This window comes from Marinobacter sp. LV10R510-11A (assembly GCF_900215155.1).
Classification (GTDB): domain Bacteria; phylum Pseudomonadota; class Gammaproteobacteria; order Pseudomonadales; family Oleiphilaceae; genus Marinobacter.
In genome coordinates, this window is the sequence record NZ_LT907980.1 from 2,590,062 (window position 1) to 2,612,754 (window position 22,693).

The following is a 22,693-nucleotide window of genomic DNA, read 5'->3' on the forward strand; positions in this document are numbered from 1 at the left end:
ATGGCAATTTAGACATCTCCGTAACGTATTTTTTCTCCAAGCCAACGCCGGATCAGTGCCTGCACCAACCGCGGATGTTTCATCAGGCCAGGGGCCATCTCACGTATTGGTTCAATCCAGCCTTTGTCGCGCTCAAAGTCTGCCAGCCGAAACTGCATCATGCCAGTTTGGCGGGTGCCAAGCACTTCTCCTGGCCCGCGTATTTCCAGGTCTTTCTCGGCGATCACAAAGCCATCTTGGCTGTCACGCAGGGCCTGTAACCTTGCCTTGCCGTTGGCCGACAGGGGTGGGTGGTACATAAGCACGCAGAAGCTGGCCTGCTCGCCCCGGCCCACCCTGCCCCGGAGCTGGTGAAGCTGGGCTAGGCCCAGCCGTTCGGGGTTTTCAATAATGATCAGCGAAGCATTAGGAACATCCACGCCCACCTCAATCACCGTGGTGGCAACCAGCAAGTCCAGTTCACCTTGTTTGAACTGATTCATCACGGCCATTTTTTCGGCCGACTTGAGCCGCCCGTGAACCAGCCCGACCTTCAGGTTTGGCAACCGCTCTGTCAGCTCTTTCTCTGAGACCTGTGCCGCTTGGCATTGCAAGGCTTCGGATTCTTCAATCAGGGTGCACACCCAGTATGCCTGGCGACCGTCGGTGCAGGCACTGCGCACGCGTTCAATTACATCTTCGCGGCGGCTGTCGGGGATTACGATGGTTTCAACAGGCTTGCGGCCCGGCGGTAGCTCGTCAATCACTGAGGTATCAAGATCTGCGTAGGCGCTCATGGCGAGCGTGCGCGGGATGGGGGTGGCGGTCATGATGAGCTGGTGTGGTGCCAAGGTTCCGCCTGCACCTTTCTCTCGCAAGGCCAAGCGTTGGTGCACGCCAAACCGGTGCTGCTCATCCACAATAACCAGCGCCAAGCGATGAAACAGCACATCATCTTGAAACAGCGCATGAGTCCCTATCACCACGCCGGCTGCACCCGTGTGCACGGCTTCCAATGTCTCTTTCCGGGCTTTTCCTTTTACCTTGCCAGACAGCCAGGCCACCTGAACACCTAAGGGTTCAAGCCAGCCACAGAAGTTCTGGTAGTGCTGCTCAGCCAGTATTTCTGTCGGTGCCATAAGCGCTACCTGGGCCCCCGCGCCTATAGCCTGAAGCGCAGCGAGGGCGGCCACCACAGTTTTACCGGAGCCCACATCACCCTGCACCAATCGCAGCATAGGCAACGGCTGGCTGAGATCCTGTCGAATTTCACTCGCAACTTGGCGCTGGGCACCCGTAAGCGCAAACGGCAATTCCTCCAAAAAACGTTCAGAGAGGTCGCCCGTTGGTAGCAAAGGCAATGCTTGGCGCGCCTGAATCTGCTCACGAACCTGCAGCATGCTCAACTGATGGGCGAGCAGCTCTTCCATCACCAGCCGCTGCTGCGCTGGGTGGAGCCCTTCCATCAGCAGATGAACCGGCGCATTGGCTGGGGGAGAATGCACCAACTGGACGGCTTCGGTAATGCCCGGCAACTGGTAGCCTGCCAGCAGCTCGGCTGGCAACCAATCACGTATAGGATGGCGCTGAAGATACTCCAGCGCCTGCTGGCACAACCCTCTTACACGGGGCTGCTGTACGCCTTCGGTCAGCGGGTAGACCGGCGTAAGGGTTGCCTGGTCGCCTGCAGGCATGGGCGGCGGGTTTATCTGGTATTCCGGGTGGTAAAACTCATATCCAGCACGGCCCGGGCGCACTTCGCCGAAACAACGAACCCGGGTGCCTTCCGCCAGCTGGTTTTTCTGGGCAGCGTTGAAGTGAAAGAACCGCATCACCAGAAACCCGCTGTTGTCTTTCAGGGTAACCTGCAGGCTGCGGCGGCGCCCCATCATCAGATCCGCCTTCATCACCTCCCCTTCCACAACGGCGACATCGCCTACTCTCAAGCTACCCATGGGTATAATGCGAGTGCGGTCTTCGTAGCGATGAGGCAGATGAAACAGCAAGTCCTGCAGCGAGGCGATGCCCAGCCGCGCAAGCTTCTCCGCCAAGGCGTTCCCTACGCCCTTAAGCTCAGTAACCGGGATATCATCCAGTGACGCCATGGCTAAGTTCAGTCCGTTCCAGTAACAACCGGGATGTCCACTTTCGCTTTCTCAATCACCCGGCACTGGTTGGCTGCAAGAGAGAGCACATCAATGGCCTTAGGCCTTGGGAAAGTTACCCGCCAGGCGAGAGCGACGGTGCGCGAAGGCACTGGCGGCGCAAAAGGCCGGGTTACAAGTACATCTTTGTGATAATGCATAACGGTGGCTGCGGAGAGCGGGAGCACGGTAATCCCCAAGCCAGAGGCCACCATGTGACGAATGGTTTCCAGGGAACTGCCTTCAGTTACCAGCGAGGGCGAGCCGACATCGGCACGACGAGTAACCGCATCCACCAGAGGCGGGCAGGATTCAAGTATTTGATCCCGAAAGCAGTGCCCGGGCCCAAGCAGGAGCAATTGCTCGCGAGAGAGCTCGTCGCCAGTGATCTGTTCTTTTTTGGCCAATGGATGATCCGCCGGCAAAAGCACCACAAAGGGCTCGTCGTATAACGGCAACGTTAGCACTTCCGCTTCTTCGAACGGCAGCGCAATGATAATGGCGTCCAGTTCAGACTGGCGCAGCTTCTGTCGCAGATTGGCGGTGTAATTTTCTTCGATGTAGAGCGGCATGTCCGGTGCTGCACGGCGCAGCTCAGGTAACAAATGCGGGAACAGGTAGGGCCCAATGGTGTAAATGGCACCGACCTTGAGTGGCGAATTAAGCTGGCTTTTGCCATCCTGGGCCATATCACGGATCACACCCACCTGGTCCAGAACACGCTGGGCCTGCTCAACAATGCGCTGGCCGGTTTCCGTAACGCGAATGCTGCTTTTGCTGCGCTCAAACAGGGGAACACCCAACTCATCTTCCAGTTTTTTGACCGCAACGCTGAGCGTCGGCTGGCTGACATGACAGCGCTCTGCCGCCCGGCCAAAATGCCTTTCGCGGGCAAGCGTAACGACGTATCGTAACTCGGTAAGAGTCATGGTGATCTCCGGTCAAAAGGATACGGGTCAAAGTTTCACTGATTTATGGGTTAGAGGATAAGGATTGAAATTGTCTATGGCAATCGCTGAACGCAATAGTATGCCGGGAATTCTCATCGCCGGTTGCGGCAACCTTGGTGGCGCCATCGCCAGCATGCTGAAAGAGTCTGCACAGGTTTACGGATTACGTCGTAATCCCGACAAAGTACCTGAAGGCGTAGAGGGCATAGGTGCAGACCTGACTCGCCCGGAAACCTTGGCCGGCACGCTGCCGGATAATCTAGATACGGTGATCTACTGCCTGACCCCTTCCAGTTATGACGAACAGGGGTATCGCGATGCTTACGTTAATGGCCTTGCCAACCTGCTTGAGGCACTAGGCACTCAGCAACTCAAGCGGCTCTTTTTTATCAGCAGCACCAGCGTTTATGCCCAGAATGACGACAGCCTGGTAGATGAAACCAGCCCGGCCGCGCCCTCCCGGGTTACGGGCCAGCAGATACTTGCCGGTGAACAAACCGCATTGGATAGCGGCCACCCTGCCACCATTGTGCGCTTCAGCGGAATTTACGGGCCTTCAAGGAGGCGTTTTCTGGAAGAGGTTGTTGAGGGCCGCATGAACCCCGAAAGGCCGGCGCCGTTCAGCAACCGCATTCATGAGGAGGACGCAGCAGCGGCCGTTGCCTATCTCAACGGGCTGGCGCTTTCAGGAAAGCCGCTGGATACCTGTTATGTGGCAAGCGACTGCGAGCCGGTTCGTCTTGATGAGGTGGTTGATTGGGTGCGCCAGCAGGTTCCCTGCGCTGAGCCTGTGGCAGACGCCAGAAAAGGCGGCCGGGCTGGCAGTAAGCGCTGCAATAATCAGCGGCTGCTAAAAACCGGATTTACTTTTCGCTATCCTGATTTCCGAGCTGGGTACCGTGAGATGATCGAAAAAGGTTAGGTTCAGAACGAACAAGGGCGGCCAAGGCCGCCTTTGTTCTATAAATCGTTCTGCAAATCTTATCTTATCGGCTGGTGCTAACTCAGCTCAGCACCATCACAGCTTCCACCTCTACCGGTACACCTTTGGGCAAAGCTGAAACTTCCACAGCGGCTCTAGCCGGGTATGGCTCTGGGAAATACGTCACCATGATTTCGTTAACCGTGGCAAAGTTCGCCAGATCGGTCACGGAGATGTTTACTTTAACAATATCCTTCAGCTCACCGCCTGCGGCCTCGCATACAGCTTTGAGGTTATCGAACACTTGGCGGGTTTTGGCTGAAAAATCGCCGGCGACCACTTCCATGGTTTCGGGAACCAGCGGAATCTGACCAGAAATATAGACCGTGTCACCTGCCTTTACGGCCTGGGAGTAGGGACCAATTGCCTGAGGTGCGTGTTCAGTCTGGATTACGGATTTGTTGGCCATACCGTGTAATTTCCTCTCGTCCAAAACGTAATCCTCCCCCTTCCACACGGGAGCTGTCAACCACGCAGCCTTGGCAGGGCTCAGTATTTCACACGATTGATAGAGGTAACGGCTTTGATGTTACGAACCCGACGCATTACGCGAGCCAAGTGTTTGCGGCCATGCACCTTAACCACAACGCTGACCACGCCGAAACGGGCATCCTGCTCGTCCACGTTGATGCGTTCGATATTGCCATCCGCCATCGCCACCGCATTGGCAACTTCGGCAATCACACCGCGCTGTCGCTCCAACTCAACGCGCAACTCTACGGAGAACTCATCGGTGATATCCTTGGCCCAAGTGAGATGGGTTAGGCGGGACCGGCCCTCATTGTCTTCTGGCAAGCGGGAGCAGGTGTCGGAATGGATGACCATGCCACTGCCGGAATCCATCACCCCAACAACCGGATCCCCAGGGATCGGTTTGCAGCAGGCGGCAAAGTGAACCAGCATGCCTTCGGTTCCCTTTATGGTTACCGAGACATCACCACCCTCAATACCCTTGACTGACTGGTTGGGGCCTACGCTTTCAGCTCCACTCACAAGTTGACGCGCAACCAGATAAGCCATTCGATTGCCCAGGCCAATATCACTGACCAGATCCTCAAAGCTGTTTACCTGATTGTGATTAACAACGGCTTGTTTCTGGGCCTCAGCAATATCCGACAAGCGAGTGCCAAACCCATTGAGGGACTTTTTCAGCAGAGTGCGCCCCAGTTCTAACGACTCCGCTAATTTTTGGCTCTTAAGGGTATGGCGAATGCTGCTGCGCGCCTTGCCAGTGACCACGAAACTGAGCCAGGCCGGGTTAGGCCGGGCGCCGGGTGCCGTAATGACCTCTACCGTCTGGCCACTTTGCAGAGGCCTGCTCAGAGATCCCAGGTTACGGTTGATACGGCAGGCTACGGTGGCATTGCCGATATCCGTGTGAATTGCATATGCGAAATCTATCGGGGTTGCGCCTCTGGGCAACTCCATGATTTTGCCCCTTGGGGTAAACACATAGATTTCGTCGGGGAAAAGGTCCACCTTTACGTGCTCGATAAACTCGAGGGAGTCGTCTGCGCGTTCACGCATCTCCATCAAGCCTTTAACCCAGCGATCCACCCGTGTCTGGTTCACGCTGGTAACACTGCTAGGCTCGTTCTTGTACATCCAGTGCGCCGCAATACCATCGTTGGCAATGTGCTCCATTTCCTCAGTGCGGATCTGGATTTCGATGTTTACATGCATGCCAAACAAGGTGGTGTGCAGCGACTGGTAACCGTTGGCCTTGGGCATGGCGATATAATCTTTGAACCTGCCCGGCATTGGCTTATAAAGGCTGTGAACCGCCCCCAAAATCCGGTAGCAGTCGTCTTCGGTATCGGAAATGATGCGGAAGGCGTATACGTCCATGATTTCGTAAAACGATTTCTGTTTGAACTTCATCTTGTTATAGATGCTATTCAGGTGCTTCTCGCGCCCAAGTATGCGGCCTGGCAGGCCGCGCTCTTCCAGTTTTTCCTGCAGGCAGCCTCGGATATCTTCGATTATCTCACGGTGACCGCCGCGCAGTTTATCCACGGCCTTGGAGATGTAACGGGAGCGCATCGGATGCAGGGATGCAAAACCCAGGTCTTCTAACTCGGTGGAGATGGCATGCATACCAAGGCGATTGGCAATAGGGGCGTATATATCGAGGGTTTCTGTGGCAATGCGCTGGCGTTTTTCGTAGGGCATGGGCCCAAGGGTGCGCATGTTGTGCAGGCGATCCGCCAGCTTCACCAGGATAACCCGGATATCCCTGGCCATGGCCAAGGTCATTTTCTGGAAGTTTTCCGCTTGGGCTTCGGCGCGGGTGCGGAACTCTATTTGGGTAAGCTTGCTTACGCCATCGACCAGCTCCGCTACATCCTCGCCGAACTGTTCGGAAAGCGCATCTTTGGGAATGCCGGTGTCTTCGATTACGTCGTGAAGCATGGCTGCCATCAGGCTCTGGTGATCGAGCTTGAGGCCGGCAAGAATGTGGGCGACCGCGAGAGGGTGGGTAATATAACGGTCGCCGCTCTTACGCATCTGACCTTCATGGGCCTGTTCAGCGTAATAGTAGGCCCTTCGCACCTGATTGATGCGATTGGTATCTAAATAGGTGCTGAGCTCAACTGCCAGCCCCTCTACCGTAGCCTCAAGCGACACCGCGCCTCCATCATATGTCCGCAGTCGCTTTACTCTTCTTCGATCTCATTAAGCAAGTCGCGGGAAACCAAGCCGGCGGCAATTTCGCGCAGGGCGATAACCGTAGGCTTGTCGTTTTCTTCTGGGACCATCGGCTCGGCACCTTTGGTAGCAATCTGGCGAGAGCGTTTAGTAGCTAGCATAACCAGCTGGAAACGGTTATCTACGTGTTCCAGACAATCTTCAACGGTAACTCGTGCCATGATTTCCCCGACAAATTAAAATGACTGATTTAGCAGACCGCGTAGTTTACCGCCAGCGGCACAATTTGTATACAGCAAAAGCCCGTATCAGGCCGAGCTATCCGTTGGATCTGACAGCCCGCAAAGCAGCCGCGTGTGCTTAGCCTGCTGGGTAAGCATTCGTAGTCGCTGGCTACGCGCAATCGCCAGCAGATCGGCCAGAGCTTCTTGGAAGTCGTCATTCACGATCAAGTAATCAAACTCTCCAACGTGTCGACACTCTTCTCTGGCTTCAGACAATCGACGCTCCACGACTTCCGGCGCATCTGTGCCTCTACCCACAAGGCGATCCCGCAGAATTTCAGACGAAGGAGGCACAATGAACACACTTACGCACTCAGGAACAAGACGACGCACCTGCTCCGCACCCTGCCAATCAATTTCGAGGATGACATCTCGCCCACGGGCCAGCATCTCCCGAACCCACACCTGAGACGTACCGTAATAGTTACCGAAAACATCGGCATGTTCCAGGAAGTCCCCACGGCCAATCATCGCCTCAAACTCATCACGGCTGACAAAATGGTAGTTGATGCCATCTTTCTCGCCTTCTCGCATGGGGCGAGTGGTATGGGACACAGACACTCCCAGCTTTTGATCTGCATGCAACATTTCTGCTACAAGACTGGTTTTGCCAGCGCCCGATGGAGCAGAAATAACAAACAGAGTACCCGTTTCACCGGCGTGGCTCATGACTCGACAACTCCTGAACTGGATCTGGCCGCCATTGCGGAAGGCCCGGAAAACCGCCAATTATACGGCCTTTGACCAAACACCGCATCCCGGATACCTCGACAACTGGTAACATAAGGATCGCAGCAGAAATACCGCAGCATCAAACTCAAGCACAGCAAAACGACGGAACGGCAGCATGGATACACTTCTGATTGCCATCAAACCCGCGGATGCCCGCCAATAATGCGCAAAAAATTCGACATTACGACCGCCCAGCCCGAAACCGCGAGTGAAGCCCTGAGCCAAGCATCAGGGCTTTCGCGCCAGCGTATCAAAGACGCCATGAACAAAGGCGCGTGCTGGTGGATGCTTAAAGGCAAGCAAGTACGGCTTCGGCGAGCGACCAAGGAGCTCAAACCCGGCACCCGGCTGCAGCTTTACTACGATGAGACCGTACTGGCCCGAAAGCCTGAAACGGCAACCCTAGTAGCAGACAACACTCGCTATAGCGTCTGGTTCAAGCCCCACGGATTACTGGCACAAGGTTCACAGTGGGGAGATCACTGCAGCCTGTTGCGCTGCGTGGAGCTTGAGCTAAAACGCCCTTGCTACCTAATCCACCGGCTGGATGCCGACGCCGCTGGGCTTATGCTCATCGCCCACGACTCGAAAGCCGCAGGCGCTCTCTCTCAGTGCTTTGCAGGGCGCACTATGACCAAGCATTATCTGGCTCGGGTGACTGGCCTTATTCATACTCAGGATCAACTGATCGATACACCGATTGACGGCAAAGACGCCATCAGCCGCGCTTCCACACTAACTACCAATGAAACGGATGACACCAGCCTTCTGCAGGTCGCCATCGAAACAGGCCGCAAACACCAGATCCGTAAGCACTTGGAAAGCATAGGGCATCCCATTGTCGGTGACCGACTCTATGGAGAGCCGGCGCGAGTACCCTTACAACTGTTGGCTGTCAGCCTAGAGTTTGACAGCCCTTTCAGCCGACAACGGGTGAAGCTGGAGCTGCCAGAGCCGCTGAACAACTTGGACACCCACGTATCCAAAAACTAGTTATACAGGCTATGATGGACACCAGTGTGTCTAACCGGTTAAGTTCATGGCTCATTTTTTACTGCTTGACGATAACGATGTGCAGCAAGCTTTTGCTGCGCACCTGCGCCAATTGCGCGAACAGGCAAAGCTCTCTCGCAAAGCGCTTGCCGAACGCAGCAGTGTGCCCTCCTCAACGATCAAAAAGTTTGAACTAACCGGGCAAATCTCATTCCGGCAATTGCTGCTACTCTGGCAAAGCCTAGACGACCTCAAACGCCTGCATGAGCTAACCCAGCAACCCAAGCGGAGCGCTCGCCTGCCAACCTCAATCGAGGAGGTGTTAAAAGATGAGTTTTAGAATGTTAACCCATAAGATCGACTGCACAGCGCCTGTGGCTTGCTCGACGCAGACTTTCGTACACCAAGCTTGGACTACGAAGACTTAATAAAAGCCAGCCGCCAGTTGTGTAAATCACCTGCGGTTGGGCAACTGCAGTTTCGCCGTGCGATGTTTAATTTATTTGCCTGCAACCAGGACGATCACAGTAAAAACTGGGCCTTTTTACAATCCGATAATGGCCAGTGGCAACCCGCTCCGTTTTACGATGCCACATACAGCCCGCACCCATTTAACGAGCATGCCACCGCATTTTTGGGTTACGGCAAGCAGCCCCCACTTAAAGCGATCCAGAAACTGGCAAATACCGGTCAGATTGAACTCACGCACTGCAACCGGTTGATCATCTTGTGGCTAGGGGGCAATATCAGCTGCTCAATTCTGACAGTCGCATTTCCCTGGTGGGATGAACCTCATCAGCATCCAGCAAGACCAAACGGAAGCACCCATGGCATTAACGCTCCAACAACTCGAACGGCACTTGTTCAAAGCCGCCGACATTCTACGGGGCAAGATGGACGCCTCGGAATTCAAGGAATACATTTTCGGCATGCTGTTTCTCAAGCGCTGCTCCGACGTCTTCGAGCAACGCTATCAGGAGGTGGTTGCAAACCAGCTGGCCAAAGGCAAGGGCCAGTTTGAAGCGGAAGCCATTGCGGACATGGAGAACTGGTACAAGTCGACCTTCTACGTGCCCAAACAGTCCCGCTGGGATTTCCTGATGAACGACGCCCATCACGGCGTCGGTAACTACCTGAACAAGGCATTGGCGGGGCTAGAGGAGCACAACGTTAGCCTGGCGGGCGTGCTGGAGCATATCGACTTCACCCGTAAGGTAGGCTCTACCACCCTGCCAGACAGGAAGCTGCGGGATCTGATCGTCCACTTCAGCCAATACCGTCTGCGCAACGAAGATTTCGAGTTCCCGGATTTGCTGGGTGCAGCCTACGAGTACCTGATCGGTGAATTTGCAGATTCTGCCGGCAAGAAAGGCGGCGAGTTCTACACGCCGCGTTCCGTGGTCCGAATGATGGTGCGCCTGGCGAACCCTCAAGAAGGCCAGAGCGTCTACGACCCCTGCTGTGGTTCGGGCGGTATGCTGATCCTGTCCAAGGAATACCTGGAGGAACAGGGCGGCGACCCGAAACACCTGTCACTGTTCGGGCAAGAAGCCTCGGGCTCCGTCTGGGCCATTGCCAAGATGAACATGCTCCTGCATGGCATCACCAGCGCCGATCTGCGTAATGAAGACACCCTGACCGACCCCCAGCATGTGGAAGGCGGTGAGCTGATGCGCTTTGACCGCATCCTCACCAACCCACCCTTCTCCATCGGTTTTACGCCCAGCAACCAGTTTCCCGAACGGTTCCAGTACGGCCAGGTACCAGAAGGCGCCAAAAAAGCCGACCTGATGTTCCTGCAACACATGGTCGCCAGCCTGAAATCCGACGGCATGCTGGCCACCGTCATGCCCCACGGGGTGCTGTTCCGGGGTGGTGATGAAAAACGCATCCGTGCCGGCCTGCTGGAGAACGATCTGGTGGAGGCTGTGATCGGCCTGGCGTCCAGCCTATTCTACGGCACCGGCATCCCCGCCTGCATTCTGGTACTGCGCAACAAGGGTGCCAAGGCGCCCGAACGCAAAGGCAAGGTACTGTTCATCAATGCCGACCGTGAATACTACGAAGGCCGCGCCCAGAACCACTTGCTGCCGGAACACATTGAAAAGATCGTCAGCACCTACGAAGCCTTTGCCGAAGCCGACAGCTTTTCGCGGATTGTCAGCCTGGAGGAATTGCGGGAGAACGACTACAACCTGAACATCCGCCGCTATGCGGACAACGCCCCGCCGCCGGAACCCCAGGATGTGCGGGCGCATCTGGTGGGCGGCATTCCTCTGAAAGAGGTTCAAACCAAACAACCTCTGTTTGATGCCCTGGGCCTGGAGCCCATGGATCTTCTCGCTCCAAAAGAGGGCGAAGAAGCTTATGTGGAGTTTCGAGAAGACCTCACCGACAAAGTCACCCTGAAACCAGCCATCGAACAGAATGCCGGCGTCCAGCACAAAGAGGCCCGGCTCAAAGACACTTTCGAAACTTGGTGGCAGCAACGGGGTACGCACATTGCCCAACTCTCCGGCAATGGCCAGCAACTGAGCACCCTGCGAGATGAACTGATTGGCACTTTCACCCACGCCCTCGACCCCATCGGCATGCTGGACAGGTTTGCCGTGCGCGGCATCATCGCCGGCTTCTGGGACCAGAACAAGAACGAATTCCGCACCCTGCAGGCCCGTGGCGTGCTGGGTGTGGTGGATGCCTGGCGCATCAGCATCATCACCCTGCTGGAAGACGACCAGAACAAAACCAACCCGCTGGACCACAAACTGGTGACCTTCCTGTTGGCGGATTACGTGGCCGAACTGGAAGACCTGCAGGCCCATAAGACCGAGCTGGATGCCCGCATCAAAGCCGCCACCGCCCAGCCGGATGAAGAAGACGATGCCGAACCGGATGAAGAAGCCCCAACTGATGCGGATATCAAAGGCTGGAAGGCTGACCGCACCAAAGCCGCCAAGACCCTGAAAGCCAAACAGGCGAGCTTTGAAGCGCACCTGAACGAAGCGGTGGATGCACTGGACGAAGCCGGAGCCAAAGAACTGATGCTGACGATTCTGCATAACGACATACTGGGGATACTGGACACATACATTCGGAAACAGCAGCAGGAAGTGATTGCTGCGTTTGAGACCTGGTGGGATAAATATTGGGTGACTCTGGCAGATATTGAGATAGAGAGGGCTGCAGCTGCAGCCGAACTGAAGGGGTTTCTGACTGGGCTCGGGTATGTTTGAAAAACGCTCACTGGAATCACTCGTAGAGCGACAGCAGGGCGGTGGCACCCCAGAGCGGCACAATCCCCGATTCTGGAACGGGCCAATTCCCTGGGCATCTGTTAAAGACTTTGCAGATAATCAGTTGATTCTTAACTCAACTGAGGAGTCAATTACCCAGCAAGGCCTGGCAGCAAGCTCTACCAATTTGATCCCGGCAGGAACACCTCTCATCTGTACAAGAATGGCCGTTGGTCGATGTGCGATTAGTAACAGCGATGTGACGATCAATCAGGATGTGAAGGCATTGTTCCCCAAGGCCAACGTGAGTCCACGGTACCTTTTAAGGTTGCTGGACAGTCTTAAATTCCATGCTGAAAGCGTGTCTGTAGGGTCGACAGTTAAAGGCATTCGAATCTCTGACCTACTTGGCATCCAAACACCCATCGCCCCCCAGCATGAACAGACTAAAATCGCCCAGATCCTCGACACCCTGGACACCCAAATCCAGAAAACCGAGGCCATGATCGTCAAGCTGGAAAAAATCAAGGACGGCTTGCTTCACGATCTTCTCACCCGAGGCATCGACCAGAACGGCCAGCTCCGCCCCACGCCGGAACAGGCGCCAGAGCTTTATAAGGAGTCGGCTTTGGGGTTGGTTCCCAAAGAATGGCATAAAGGCACAATCTCCGACTATTTACTACAAAATGGCGGAATTAAGCCCGGGCCATTTGGTTCAAGCATCACAAAAAACATGTATCGAAGCAGCGGATACAAAATTTATGGCCAGGAACAGGTCATCCGGGCAGATCCTACATTTGGCAACTACTACATCGATCGCAATAAATACTCGGAACTTATAGACTTCTCAGTCCAACCCCGAGACATTCTGATAAGCCTTGTGGGAACCGTAGGTAAGGTTCTGATAATTCCTGAGAGTCATGAACAAGGCATCATAAATCCACGCCTGATGAGACTTCGGCCGAATCAGAACATCTGCAACTCTGAGTTTCTAAGCCATGTTCTCACCTCTGTTTTGTTCACTCGTAAGCTCACAGCGCTCGCTGGTGGCGGCACTATGCCTGTCATTAATAAACGCATAGTTCAAAGTGTGGTTTTGCCAGTGATCCCGCTCACGGAGCAAAATGAAATCAGATCGAAGATTTCCTCTTTGCTTGGAAGACTTGTCAATGAAAAGGCAATGTTGGCTAAACTTCAAGCTCAGAAAATAGGGCTGATGGACGACCTCCTCACCGGCCACGTCCGCGTCACCACCCTACTCAAGGATGCAGTATGACTACCTTCGACAGCACCAAACGCTCGCTCCCCGAGCTTCTCAAGGACATCAACAACGGCAAGATACAGCTGCCGGATTTTCAGCGCGACAGAGCCTAGAGTCATGAACATGTGAAAAGCCAGCTGGTCAGTATCGACCGGCCCTTTCCAAGAGGCCCGGCAGAAAGACGATTGGCTGGAGGAATCGGCTAAAAAATCCGTGGATCAAAACCGGCTGATGGGTAAGAGGCATCTGATTTGAGGCGCAACTCATGATTGAGTATTGTCGAGGGAATCTACTGGAAGCGGACGCAGAAGCCCTGGTGAATACGGTTAATACTCAGGGAGTCATGGGCAAAGGGCTTGCCCTGGCATTCAAAAAAACGTTTCCGGAAAATTTCCAAGCCTATGCCCAGGCCTGCCAGTCCGGCCAGGTAGAGACCGGAAAGATGTTTATAACCGAGCAACAAGCATTGCTCGGTCCGCGCTGGATCATCAACTTTCCAACCAAGCAACATTGGCGTGCTCCATCGAAGCTGGAATGGATAGATCAGGGGCTGGCAGATCTCAAAAAAATTCTGACCGAGAACCAGATCCTATCCGTTGCCATACCGCCACTTGGGTGCGGTCTTGGTGGTCTGGACTGGCAACTGGTCAAACCGCGAATTGAAGGTACGCTTGCTGACCTCGCTAGCACCCGGATACTGATCTATGAGCCGTTGCAGCGTTGGCAGGCTTGATCCTCTACCGCAGGCGACTGCACTAGCTCTTGAAAACGGCACCGCTGGTGCGAATAAGCTGCAGGAACTTAATACAAGTTACCCCTACATCCTGCAGCTCGCAGACCGCTGGAATTTTGTACTTGGCGAGAATAATCGACGACGCATCAAATAGAGGCATGCGTGTCTTCCAGCTGCCGCAGGTCTGCTATTTTTAAATTATCCAGATAGGAACTGGCCCTGGCTAAAGTGATGCGCTGTTCATGCAAAGCGTCCAACACCGTACCGACATAGCTTTTGCCAAAGACCCTAACCGGCTCCTTGAAACGATAGCGAGCGCCGCCACTTCCCTTACGCTCAGGCACGGGCAACGATTGTTTCCATTTACGGTAGGCTTGGTAGTCTTCCTGAGAAAGGAGCCCGGAATCAGTCATCCTCCGCAGAATGACTTCTGGGCTGACACTCCAGCGACGGGAATAGTCTTCAAGGAACAGGTCATACGCTGTTACGTCATCCGCAGGAAACCGCTGGAGGTCTAGTACTTCGAGGAACTTATCCGGCACAAGCAGATTCCCAGCAAACCGATTAGCCGCCACTTCATTGGAACTATTGCTATAAAAATCGTCTTCGTCGTCGACAAAACTCTCGCGGTGGAGCAGGAGGTGCCCCAGCTCATGCATCATGGTGAACGCTTGTGCTCCCTCGGAAAGCTGCTTTTTTATAAAAATAACCGGGAAACTGTCGAAATACAGAGAAAAGCCCCGGATGGGACTTTCTTTGGGGATCTGCCACTTGCCGGCATATCCGTTGCTCAGAAATACCAGAATGTTTTTGGCTTCTACAGCCGTCCGCATTTCAGCAAAACTCTGTCCAGGCTGAAGCCCAAGCCAAGCGCGAGCCAACTGCGCTGCGCGCTCTGGTCGCGGAGCATTCCCCGCAATTTCTTCCGGGTACCAAGCCGGATCAACCGGCTCTCCCAACTCCTCCCGGAGACTCAAGTACGTCAAACGCTGGCGTTCTGTTCGCTCAACCAAGGCCCGGAAACGCGGGCTCAGTTGTGGCTTTTGATTGTTCAGTGTCCGGAACTGCACGGAATGAACTTGCCCCTCACTTACGGGGCCGTCTTCCAGGAAGAACAGCAGCCCCCGATTAAAGTAGGAGGCCAGTTTCTGTAACTGTTTGACGGACAGGGCTTCTTTCCCCTCCAATGCCTTTTCGAGGGTAGCGAGGGCAATATCGGTCTCGTGGGCCAGTTCCTCAACAGAAACGCCCAGATCATTACAACACCAAAAAATTCGAGACGGGTTGATACCCTTGATTTTGTCCATAGCGCGAATGATAGCAGGAGATTTGTAAGTTATCAGTGACGACTTCCGATAAACGGGCCACAGCAAACACTTGGCCAAGTAGTGGATCGACATAGAAAAATGCGACTTTAGCCAAACTGCCCTACAATGACCGAAATAACATCAAGTTAATGGACTGACACGCAGGAGTAGTAATGCCTGGCCCCGAATTTACCGAAGTTGAGCTCCCCTTTATTCAGCAACTGGAGCACGAGGGCTGGGGTTACATCGAAGGTTCCGTGGAATCCCCGTCGGTCACATACCGCGAAACCTTCGCCCAGGTCATCATGGAGCCACTGCTGCGTGAGCGGCTGCTGACCATCAACAGCCGTAACGGCAAGCTCTGGCTCGATGAAAGACGTCTCGATCAGGCCGTATCCGCGATTACCCGCCTTCCCGCCAACAAAGTAATGGAAGCCAACCAACTGGCAACCGAACTACTCCACGGCGGCATTACGGTGGAGGGCCTGCCAGACTGGGATGGTGGTCGAGGGCAAACCGTCCACTTTGTTGATTGGGCTAACCCTAAGAACAACACCTTTACCGTGGTGAATCAGTTCAAGGTCAAATGCCCGCCAGGGCATGATGGCTGGAAGGGTCACGTCATTCCGGATCTGGTCCTGTTTGTGAATGGCATTCCCCTGGTGGTCATCGAGTGCAAAAACCGAACTGTTCCCGAGGGCATTCCGGAGGCGGTGGATCAGCTACGCCGCTATTACGATCAGCGTCATCAGGATCTTGAGGTAGAAGAACACGAAGGCGCCCCCGCCCTGTTCTTCACCAACCAGTTTATGGTGGCTTCCAATTTTGATGATGCCCGGGTTGGAACCATTGGCGCCGGGTTCAGCCATTACCTGAACTGGAAGACCGTGACGCCACGCTCCGAAGAGGACGTTGCCGAATCACTGGGCGTTGCCTCGCTCTCCTCACAGCAAAAACTGATTGCGGGAATGCTGCCTCCCGCCAACCTGCTGGATATCATCCGTCACTTTACGTTGTTCATGACCATGGGCGGGCAAACCATCAAACTGGTGTGCCGGTATCAGCAGTATCGGGCCGTCAAACGGGCCGTTCAGCGCTTAAAAACCGGTAAAACCCGGTCTGAAGATGGTGAGCACGACCGGCGGGGCGGGATTATCTGGCATACCCAGGGCAGCGGTAAAAGCCTGACGATGGTATTTCTGGTTCTCAAACTCAGAACCGATCCTGAACTGCGCCGTTTCAAAGTCGTCGTGATAACTGATCGGAAGGACTTGCAGGATCAGTTGTCGGACACAGCGACGCTGACCGGGGAAACCGTCAAGATCGCCAGCAACACCGGCAAACTGAAATTGTTACTGGGTCAGCCCGGGCCAGGGCTTATTTTCGGGACAATCCAGAAATACCGCGAACACGAGAGTGCATCTTCAGCCTACCCTCCTCCAAAGAAGGAACGCGGGCTGGAGCTCAATCGTCGCGATGCGGCAGAGGAGCCTGACGACGAACCCAGGAATCCTATCCCCTCACGCCCCCTGAGATTGCTAAATGAAAGCCCGGATATCCTGGTGATGATCGACGAGGCTCACCGGACACAAGCCGGTGACCTGCACGCCAACCTTTTACAGGCCGTGCCCAACGCTGCGCGAATTGGCTTCACAGGCACGCCCATCATCATGGGTAAGAAAAAGCAGACCAGCGAAATCTTCGGCGAATACATCGACCGCTACACCATCAAGGAAGCGGAAAACGATGGTGCCACGGTACCGATTCTTTACGAAGGCAGAACGGCAGAAGGCGCAGTCAAGGAAGGTGCCAACCTTGATGATCTGTTTGAAGACCTGTTCAAAGAACGCACCAAGGAAGAACTGGAGCTGATCAAGAAAAAATACGCCACCAAGGGCCAGATTTTTGAGGCGCCTCGGCTGATTGAAGAAAAGGCGGCTGACATCCTGCGTCACTACGTCACCAACATCCTCCCCAATGGCTTCAAAGCTCAACTGGTTGCCTACAGCCGCCGGGCAGCCATCCGCTACCTGGAAGCGCTCAAACAGGCCAAGTCGAAACTTCTCGAAGAGGCCATGGCGTTACCTTCTGAAGACAAAAACATCGGTGAAACCGAGCTGATTACCCGGCCCCCGAGAATCAAGGCAGCCATTAAGGCTTGGCAATATCGTGAATGTCTGCAGCAGCTTGAGTTTGCCGTGGTGTTCAGCAGCAGCAACAACGATGACAGCGGCTGGGCCCAGTGGAGTGATCGGGCGGAGATTGAGCAGAACATCAAACGATTCAAGAAACCGCTGTTTCACAAAGACCCGGAGAAGTCCGACCCGCTCAGTTTCCTGATTGTAAAGTCCATGCTGCTGACCGGTTTCGACGCGCCCATCGCGGGCGTCATGTATCTGGATCGCCCGATTCGAGAGGCCGAACTGCTGCAAGCTGTTGCCCGGGTAAACCGCACAGGCTTCGGGAAACGCTGCGGTATCGTGGTGGACTACTATGGCGTTGCAAACCATCTGAAAGAAGCATTGGCGGCATATAGTGACGAAGATATTGAAGGAGCGCTCCAGAGCCTGAAAGATGAAATCCCATTGCTACGGGATCGTCACCTTCGGGTTGTCGATGTGCTAAGGAAGCAGGGCGTCGACAGCCTCGCTGATGTTGAAGAAGCCGTAACCGCGTTAGGGGACGAGCGACTACGAGCCGAGTTCATCGTGAAGCTGAAGGAATTCAGCCGGACGCTGGATGACGTCCTGCCCCGCCCTGAAGCACTGGAATTCGTGAACGACGCCAAACAACTGGCCTACATTCATGCCCTGGCGCGGAACCGTTACAAGGACAGCCCGGAGTTAGGCAAAGACGTTGGCAACAAAGTCCGCAAGCTGATCGATGACTACATGATCTCACTGGGCATCAATCCCAAGATTCCCCCAGTGCAGTTGACGGACACCCACTTTGACCAGCACATAAACCGGCAGGTAAGCGATCGGGCTAAGGCATCAGAAATGGAGCATGCGGTTCGCTCTCATGTGCGTAAACACCTGGATGAAGATCCGGTGAAATATACCAAACTCAGCGAGCGCCTGAAGGAAATTCTGGAGCAGATGGACGGGCTCTGGGAGGAGCAGGTGGACGCCCTCTCCGGCTTGATTAGAAAACTACAGGACGACGAAGCAGCGGATGACGAAACACCCACAGGCCTTTCACCCCATTATCTAGCGTTTCTGCGTTTAATGACGGAGACCAAACTGGGCGATTCAGCCACGCCTGATTTGGGGGAGCAGGAAAACCTGGAGCAAGCGACAGTCTCAGCGGTCCAGATCATCACTGAAGAACTGCGTATTCCGGACTTCTGGAAACCCTCCCACCTACCAGACCAGGAACGCCTGAGAGGCCGGCTATTCGAAGAACTTTTCGAACTGGATCTGCTCCCGGTTAACAAACTGGACAGCCTGTTGGACAAACTACTGGACCTTGCACGGGCGAATCACAGCAAGCTGGTGAGCGCCTGATGGAATTGCAGGTGGATGACCTGACCTTTGAGGTACGCCACAGTGCCCGGCGAAAAACTTTGGAGATCATTGTGGACCGCGAAGGCGAGCTCGTACTGGCTGCCCCCAGAAATACCGACGAAACGCTACTCAAAGACTTCGTTCGGGAAAAAAAATTCTGGATCTACCAGAAGCTGGCCGAGAAAGCCCAGCTTCTAAAACCACAGCCTCGCAAAGAGTACGTGAATGGTGAGGGATTTCTGTACCTGGGCCGGAGCTACCGGCTGAAGCTGGTCGACGATCAAAAAACGCCTCTCAAACTGATAGCTGGCCGATTCTGCCTGCGAAAAGACCTGCAGCCCAAGGCAAGATTCCACTTCATTCACTGGTACAGCACCAAGGCACAGATATACCTGAACGAGAAAGTCCAGGCACTGGCTGCTCGAATGGACGTTGAGCCTGCTGGCGTCAAAATTCAGGACCTGGGCTATCGTTGGGGATCTTGTGGCAAGGGCAACCGCCTTTACTTCAACTGGAAGACGATCCTGTTGCCGCGAGAGATCGTGGAGTATGTGGTGGTGCATGAGCTTACCCATTTGCACGAGCCACATCACACAAATCAGTTTTGGAAGCGGGTTGAACGGGTTATGCCGGATTATGAGCGGAGGAAGGATTGGTTGGCCAAAAATGGGATTGAGGTGGAGGGGGTTGATTAAGCATTGCTCCGACTAACAGCTGACAGGCCCCACCTCAGGCGTCGGCAGTGAACTCACAGTTAGGCGTCTCTTTGCTCCACCCGCTTGACGCTTTCGGCAACGATGAAATTTATGGGCGAGCCCTTAGAAAAGTAGTCGAGTGCGTAATTACGTTCTGCCTGTTTAAGTGTGCGCGTTCCCGCCGCCGAGGCCCAAGAGAGCCAATCTGACTGTCCAGTCTTCAGGTACTCACTTCGTAGTTCTTTCAGGCCGAAACCTTGCTCCGGAATCTCAAGAACCTTAGCTCGCGCAATACGAAAGTCTTGAGATAGTTCGTAAAGCTTTACGAGAACCTCCCCGTAGCAACCTGCACCCAGCAGATGATCCTCTACAAGGCAGGCAATCCAGAACAGCTGGTACTCGACGAAGTAGGATTCACTCTTGAGATGTTCCAGTATGATGGCGGAGAGGGCGACCTTATCGGTGACTGTAGCGCAGAGTGCGTACAGGTGCTTGATGAGATTGGGAAAACGTCGAAGTAGGACAGGAAGATGTTCAAGGATGTCGTCACTATGTGACCGCAAGAATCCCAGAATGAGATCTGCGTCAGCTTCCTCAAGCGAATCATCTCGTAGAAGGGCAAGTAGCGAGGTGACTTGTTGTGACGTGAGGCCAGACACGACTTCCTTTTCAACGTCCACAGTGTCGAACCCAGAGGCCCCCTCAACTACTTCAACGCCGTCAACGATTTCAATCAGCGACTCGTGAAGTTTAGAGAGCGTTTCTTCGACGTTGTCTACACTCTTGTCAAAATGGGTCTTGCTGGGGTTCACATTTAAGCCAAACTGGCCAAGTAATTGTTGGATGCGGAAGAAGTCTTGGCTAAGTACCGACGGGTCATTGTCAAAAAGGTTGAAGTCATCCATGAATCTTGAAATCACAGAAGACTTCAAGATGCCAGACAGATCGATAAGCTTAAGAAACTCGTTGCCAATCATTTTTGCTGGATAAATGCCATGGGGCAAGAAGTCTACACTCCGGCCAGCATTGATCTCTCGGAAGAACCTGCCAACAGATCCAGCGTCTGCTTCAGTCACTCCATTGCTGGCTGCGAACCAGTGCGCAATGTCGTGGTGGTATAGGGTGTTGAAATACGATGCTATATCAAACTGCAGACGATGTTTGTAATTGGCCGCCTGTTCGACAAGGCTTGCGGTGTACTCCATGTAAGCAGCGTGAACTGATACGTGGTTGCCATCTTTGAACCGATACCCAAAACTCAGTCGCTGCGGACTAGCCTGAGGACGAAAGATCGTCCTGTTCCTGTAAACAACGTCGTAGAGGAAGAACTCAGCAACAGGATCAAGCTTGACCGTGCGACGGAGGTGCCCACGAGGCTTAGTCGCGTGCACCCTCTGCTGAGGCAAGAAGTTGTCTGCCGGATGATCTTCTGACAGGACCCGGGTAGAGATGTATTCTGCCAACTCCTGCTCGTAATGCTCGAGAACGATCAGGTTGGTCTTCATCGGGAAGAGAGTACCGGAGAAGTCGGCCTTGATGAAGTCTGCTGTGCCTGGCATGGATAACGTCCTGGTAGCTCTTGGTGAAGCCTAACTATGCAAACGCACTCAGAGATATTGCGGAAACGTTCCTTCTGGATAACCTCACAAATAACCAGTACGCACACGCAGCTCGTTCTAACTAATCAGCAGCTTAAACCACTTCACGGCTCCTGACCAAGTGATCGCTTGGCGTCAAGATTAGCCCCCTCTTAAACTTAACGACAAATAAAATATACATCGCCCTATTCCTAGGATAGCGCCGCACCCCAAAAAATGAGTGCTGCTTTAACAAGATACGAGTGACTGGGGAAACAGCCACTCGTTCAACCCTTACCGAGGAACTGACCGAACGGAATCAAGGTTCTCTCGGAATTTCGACACGACTGAAAAACTCCCCGGCAGACCTTCATCTGCCGCAGCAGGATAAAATTCCTCAATCACCTGCGTCATTTCATCCTCATCATACTCAAACAGCGCATCCCCAAATCCCTTGACCGCAGCTTCATCCAGCGCAGCCTGATCAACGCCCTCCTCTTTCATCTGCCTGGCTTTTTCCTGTGCCTCAGCCACCGCTTTCCGCAGAGACAATCCTTCCTTGATTACCAGATTCACATAGTAGATCTGCGTCCGAAGGCTCTGTATCGTGCTTTTACCTCGTAGCTTCAACTCCAACGGCATATACGCCAACAGACCACCAGAAACTGCCTGAAGTGGTTCAACGACATCCGGACACTAACCTGTGGTGCGACACGAATGTTCGGTAGCTACAAGGACTGCCTGTACGGTAGACACAGCAGGACTAATTTGGCTTACCCTGATGGTCGACCGGGAAACCACGCACCGAAACAATAACAAGGTGACCCGTCTGCTCAAGGCCGCCCGCCTGAAACTACAGGCCCATCCCGAAGAGATCGATTACCAGCACCCCCGCGGCCTGCATCGAAGTCAATTCGCAGACCTGCTAAGCAGTCGCTGGATCCACCAGCACCACAACGTCCTCATCACCGGCCCCACCGACTCGGTGTGGTAAGACTTATCTGGGATGTGCCCTGGCGAATCAGGCCTGCCGGCAAAGCTTATCCGTGCGCTACCTCCGGACCTCTCGACTGCTGGAATCGCTCAGCATTGCTGATGGCGATGGGCGCTTCGCCAAACTGACTCAGCAGTTGGCCAAGACGGATTTACTGGTGCTGGACGACTGGGGGCTGGAGAAAATGACCTTGAGTCAGCGCAACGCTTTACTGGAAATCATGGAAGACCACCATGGCTTGCGCTCCACCTTGATCACCAGCCAACTGCCGGTCGGTCAATGGCACAAAGCCATCGGCGATGCGACCCTGGCGGACGCCATTCTCGACCGCCTTCTGCACAACAGTCACAAGCTGAATCTGAAAGGAGAGTCCATGAGAAAAGCCATGAGTAAAATGGGGCAATCCGATCACGCCGAGTGATAGGATGACCATCGGCGCGTTAGGTTGAACAGGTGATCGGAATCACCGGAATATGCAACTCACCCAGGAGTCTCCCATAGATTCAAATTTCTCGAACTTGCCTGTGATGCAGGATCGTGCTCGCCAGGCATCTTAGCACTGAGTAAGCTACTCCAACCCCAGGCGGCCATCATGGACCAAGGTAATAGCATGGTCATTGACGAGCAATGACTCCATCGATACTCTAAGCCCTCGATCGCGGGTTCACCCCGTG

Annotated in this window: 20 protein-coding genes and 1 pseudogene; 12 read left to right on the forward strand and 9 right to left on the reverse strand. The window is 54.3% G+C overall.

Annotation, left to right across the window (positions count from 1 at the left end; all coding sequences use genetic code 11):
- Nucleotides 1-8: 8 nt before the first annotated feature.
- Nucleotides 9-2,084 (reverse strand): ATP-dependent DNA helicase RecG, encoded by a 2,076-nt coding sequence (recG, locus tag CPH80_RS12415; RefSeq protein WP_096278206.1) that lies wholly within the window; start codon nt 2,082-2,084, stop codon nt 9-11.
- An 8-nt stretch (nt 2,085-2,092) separates the two neighbouring features.
- Complete coding sequence (locus CPH80_RS12420) at nt 2,093-3,052, reverse strand: hydrogen peroxide-inducible genes activator (RefSeq protein ID WP_096278208.1); 960 nt, start codon at nt 3,050-3,052, stop codon at nt 2,093-2,095.
- Between the two features lie 76 nt (nt 3,053-3,128).
- Between CPH80_RS12420 and CPH80_RS12425 the strand changes: the two genes are divergently transcribed.
- Nucleotides 3,129-3,995: an NAD-dependent epimerase/dehydratase family protein gene (locus tag CPH80_RS12425; RefSeq protein WP_096278210.1), complete on the forward strand. Its 867-nt coding sequence runs from the start codon at nt 3,129-3,131 to the stop codon at nt 3,993-3,995.
- 82 nt (nt 3,996-4,077) lie between these two features.
- On the opposite strand, the gene CPH80_RS12430 is transcribed toward CPH80_RS12425, so the two are convergent.
- From CPH80_RS12430 to gmk, 4 genes are all read right to left on the reverse strand, one after another.
- On the reverse strand, nt 4,078-4,464 hold the full coding sequence (locus CPH80_RS12430; protein ID WP_096278212.1) for a RidA family protein: 387 nt from the start codon (nt 4,462-4,464) through the stop codon (nt 4,078-4,080).
- An 80-nt stretch (nt 4,465-4,544) separates the two neighbouring features.
- Nucleotides 4,545-6,683, reverse strand: a complete 2,139-nt coding sequence (locus CPH80_RS12435) for a RelA/SpoT family protein (protein ID WP_096278214.1) — start codon at nt 6,681-6,683, stop codon at nt 4,545-4,547.
- A 29-nt stretch (nt 6,684-6,712) separates the two neighbouring features.
- Nucleotides 6,713-6,925 (reverse strand): DNA-directed RNA polymerase subunit omega, encoded by a 213-nt coding sequence (rpoZ, locus tag CPH80_RS12440; RefSeq protein WP_096278216.1) that lies wholly within the window; start codon nt 6,923-6,925, stop codon nt 6,713-6,715.
- Nucleotides 6,926-7,012: 87 nt separating this feature from the next.
- The gene (gene gmk / locus CPH80_RS12445) at nt 7,013-7,657 is read right to left on the reverse strand and encodes a guanylate kinase (RefSeq protein ID WP_096278218.1); all 645 of its coding nucleotides are present in this window, start codon (nt 7,655-7,657) and stop codon (nt 7,013-7,015) included.
- Between the two features lie 225 nt (nt 7,658-7,882).
- Between gmk and CPH80_RS12450 the strand changes: the two genes are divergently transcribed.
- The 7 genes and pseudogenes from CPH80_RS12450 to CPH80_RS21870 all read left to right on the forward strand — a co-directional run bounded on the left by CPH80_RS12450 (nt 7,883) and on the right by CPH80_RS21870 (nt 14,094).
- Nucleotides 7,883-8,713 carry an RluA family pseudouridine synthase gene (locus tag CPH80_RS12450; RefSeq protein WP_096278220.1) on the forward strand — a complete coding sequence of 277 codons (831 nt, stop codon included), beginning with the start codon at nt 7,883-7,885 and terminating at the stop codon, nt 8,711-8,713.
- 46 nt (nt 8,714-8,759) lie between these two features.
- Nucleotides 8,760-9,053 carry a helix-turn-helix domain-containing protein gene (locus tag CPH80_RS12455; RefSeq protein WP_096278222.1) on the forward strand — a complete coding sequence of 98 codons (294 nt, stop codon included), beginning with the start codon at nt 8,760-8,762 and terminating at the stop codon, nt 9,051-9,053.
- Nucleotides 9,054-9,074: 21 nt separating this feature from the next.
- Nucleotides 9,075-9,440, forward strand: a pseudogene (locus CPH80_RS23175) (HipA domain-containing protein); the annotation flags it as partial.
- 100 nt (nt 9,441-9,540) lie between these two features.
- On the forward strand, nt 9,541-11,946 hold the full coding sequence (locus CPH80_RS12465) for a type I restriction-modification system subunit M (protein ID WP_096278224.1): 2,406 nt from the start codon (nt 9,541-9,543) through the stop codon (nt 11,944-11,946).
- Complete coding sequence (locus tag CPH80_RS12470; protein ID WP_096278225.1) at nt 11,939-13,222, forward strand: restriction endonuclease subunit S; 1,284 nt, start codon at nt 11,939-11,941, stop codon at nt 13,220-13,222. The genes CPH80_RS12465 and CPH80_RS12470 overlap by 8 nt, the downstream gene beginning before the upstream one ends.
- Nucleotides 13,223-13,472: 250 nt before the next feature.
- On the forward strand, nt 13,473-13,940 hold the full coding sequence (locus tag CPH80_RS12475; RefSeq protein WP_096278227.1) for a macro domain-containing protein: 468 nt from the start codon (nt 13,473-13,475) through the stop codon (nt 13,938-13,940).
- Nucleotides 13,912-14,094: a hypothetical protein gene (locus CPH80_RS21870; protein WP_172898600.1), complete on the forward strand. Its 183-nt coding sequence runs from the start codon at nt 13,912-13,914 to the stop codon at nt 14,092-14,094. Before CPH80_RS12475 ends, CPH80_RS21870 begins: the two co-directional genes overlap by 29 nt.
- Here the strand turns inward: CPH80_RS21870 and CPH80_RS12485 are convergent.
- Nucleotides 14,087-15,340: an ImmA/IrrE family metallo-endopeptidase gene (locus CPH80_RS12485; RefSeq protein ID WP_197703543.1), complete on the reverse strand. Its 1,254-nt coding sequence runs from the start codon at nt 15,338-15,340 to the stop codon at nt 14,087-14,089. The two genes, CPH80_RS21870 and CPH80_RS12485, sit on opposite strands and share 8 nt — an antisense overlap.
- Before the next feature lie 80 nt (nt 15,341-15,420).
- On the opposite strand from CPH80_RS12485, the gene CPH80_RS12490 reads away from it, so the two are divergent.
- Both CPH80_RS12490 and CPH80_RS12495 read left to right on the forward strand, forming a co-directional pair.
- Nucleotides 15,421-18,753, forward strand: a complete 3,333-nt coding sequence (locus tag CPH80_RS12490) for a type I restriction endonuclease subunit R (RefSeq protein ID WP_096278231.1) — start codon at nt 15,421-15,423, stop codon at nt 18,751-18,753.
- Nucleotides 18,753-19,448 (forward strand): M48 family metallopeptidase, encoded by a 696-nt coding sequence (locus CPH80_RS12495; protein WP_197703544.1) that lies wholly within the window; start codon nt 18,753-18,755, stop codon nt 19,446-19,448. Before CPH80_RS12490 ends, CPH80_RS12495 begins: the two co-directional genes overlap by 1 nt.
- 59 nt (nt 19,449-19,507) lie before the next feature.
- Here the strand turns inward: CPH80_RS12495 and drt5 are convergent, their stop codons facing one another.
- Both drt5 and CPH80_RS22475 read right to left on the reverse strand, forming a co-directional pair.
- Nucleotides 19,508-21,007, reverse strand: coding sequence for an antiviral reverse transcriptase Drt5 (gene drt5 / locus CPH80_RS12500; RefSeq protein WP_096278234.1), 1,500 nt, complete (start codon nt 21,005-21,007; stop codon nt 19,508-19,510).
- A gap of 312 nt (nt 21,008-21,319) precedes the next feature.
- The gene (locus CPH80_RS22475; RefSeq protein ID WP_227520140.1) at nt 21,320-21,559 is read right to left on the reverse strand and encodes a hypothetical protein; all 240 of its coding nucleotides are present in this window, start codon (nt 21,557-21,559) and stop codon (nt 21,320-21,322) included.
- Nucleotides 21,560-21,806: 247 nt separating this feature from the next.
- On the opposite strand from CPH80_RS22475, the gene CPH80_RS22960 reads away from it, so the two are divergent.
- Together CPH80_RS22960 and CPH80_RS22965 are read left to right on the forward strand one after the other, a co-directional pair.
- Entirely contained in the window at nt 21,807-22,019 is a 213-nt protein-coding gene (locus CPH80_RS22960) for an ATP-binding protein (protein WP_264754785.1), read from the forward strand.
- Between the two features lie 19 nt (nt 22,020-22,038).
- Nucleotides 22,039-22,440, forward strand: a complete 402-nt coding sequence (locus tag CPH80_RS22965; protein ID WP_264754839.1) for an ATP-binding protein — start codon at nt 22,039-22,041, stop codon at nt 22,438-22,440.
- The last annotated feature ends 253 nt before the right edge of the window (nt 22,441-22,693 follow it).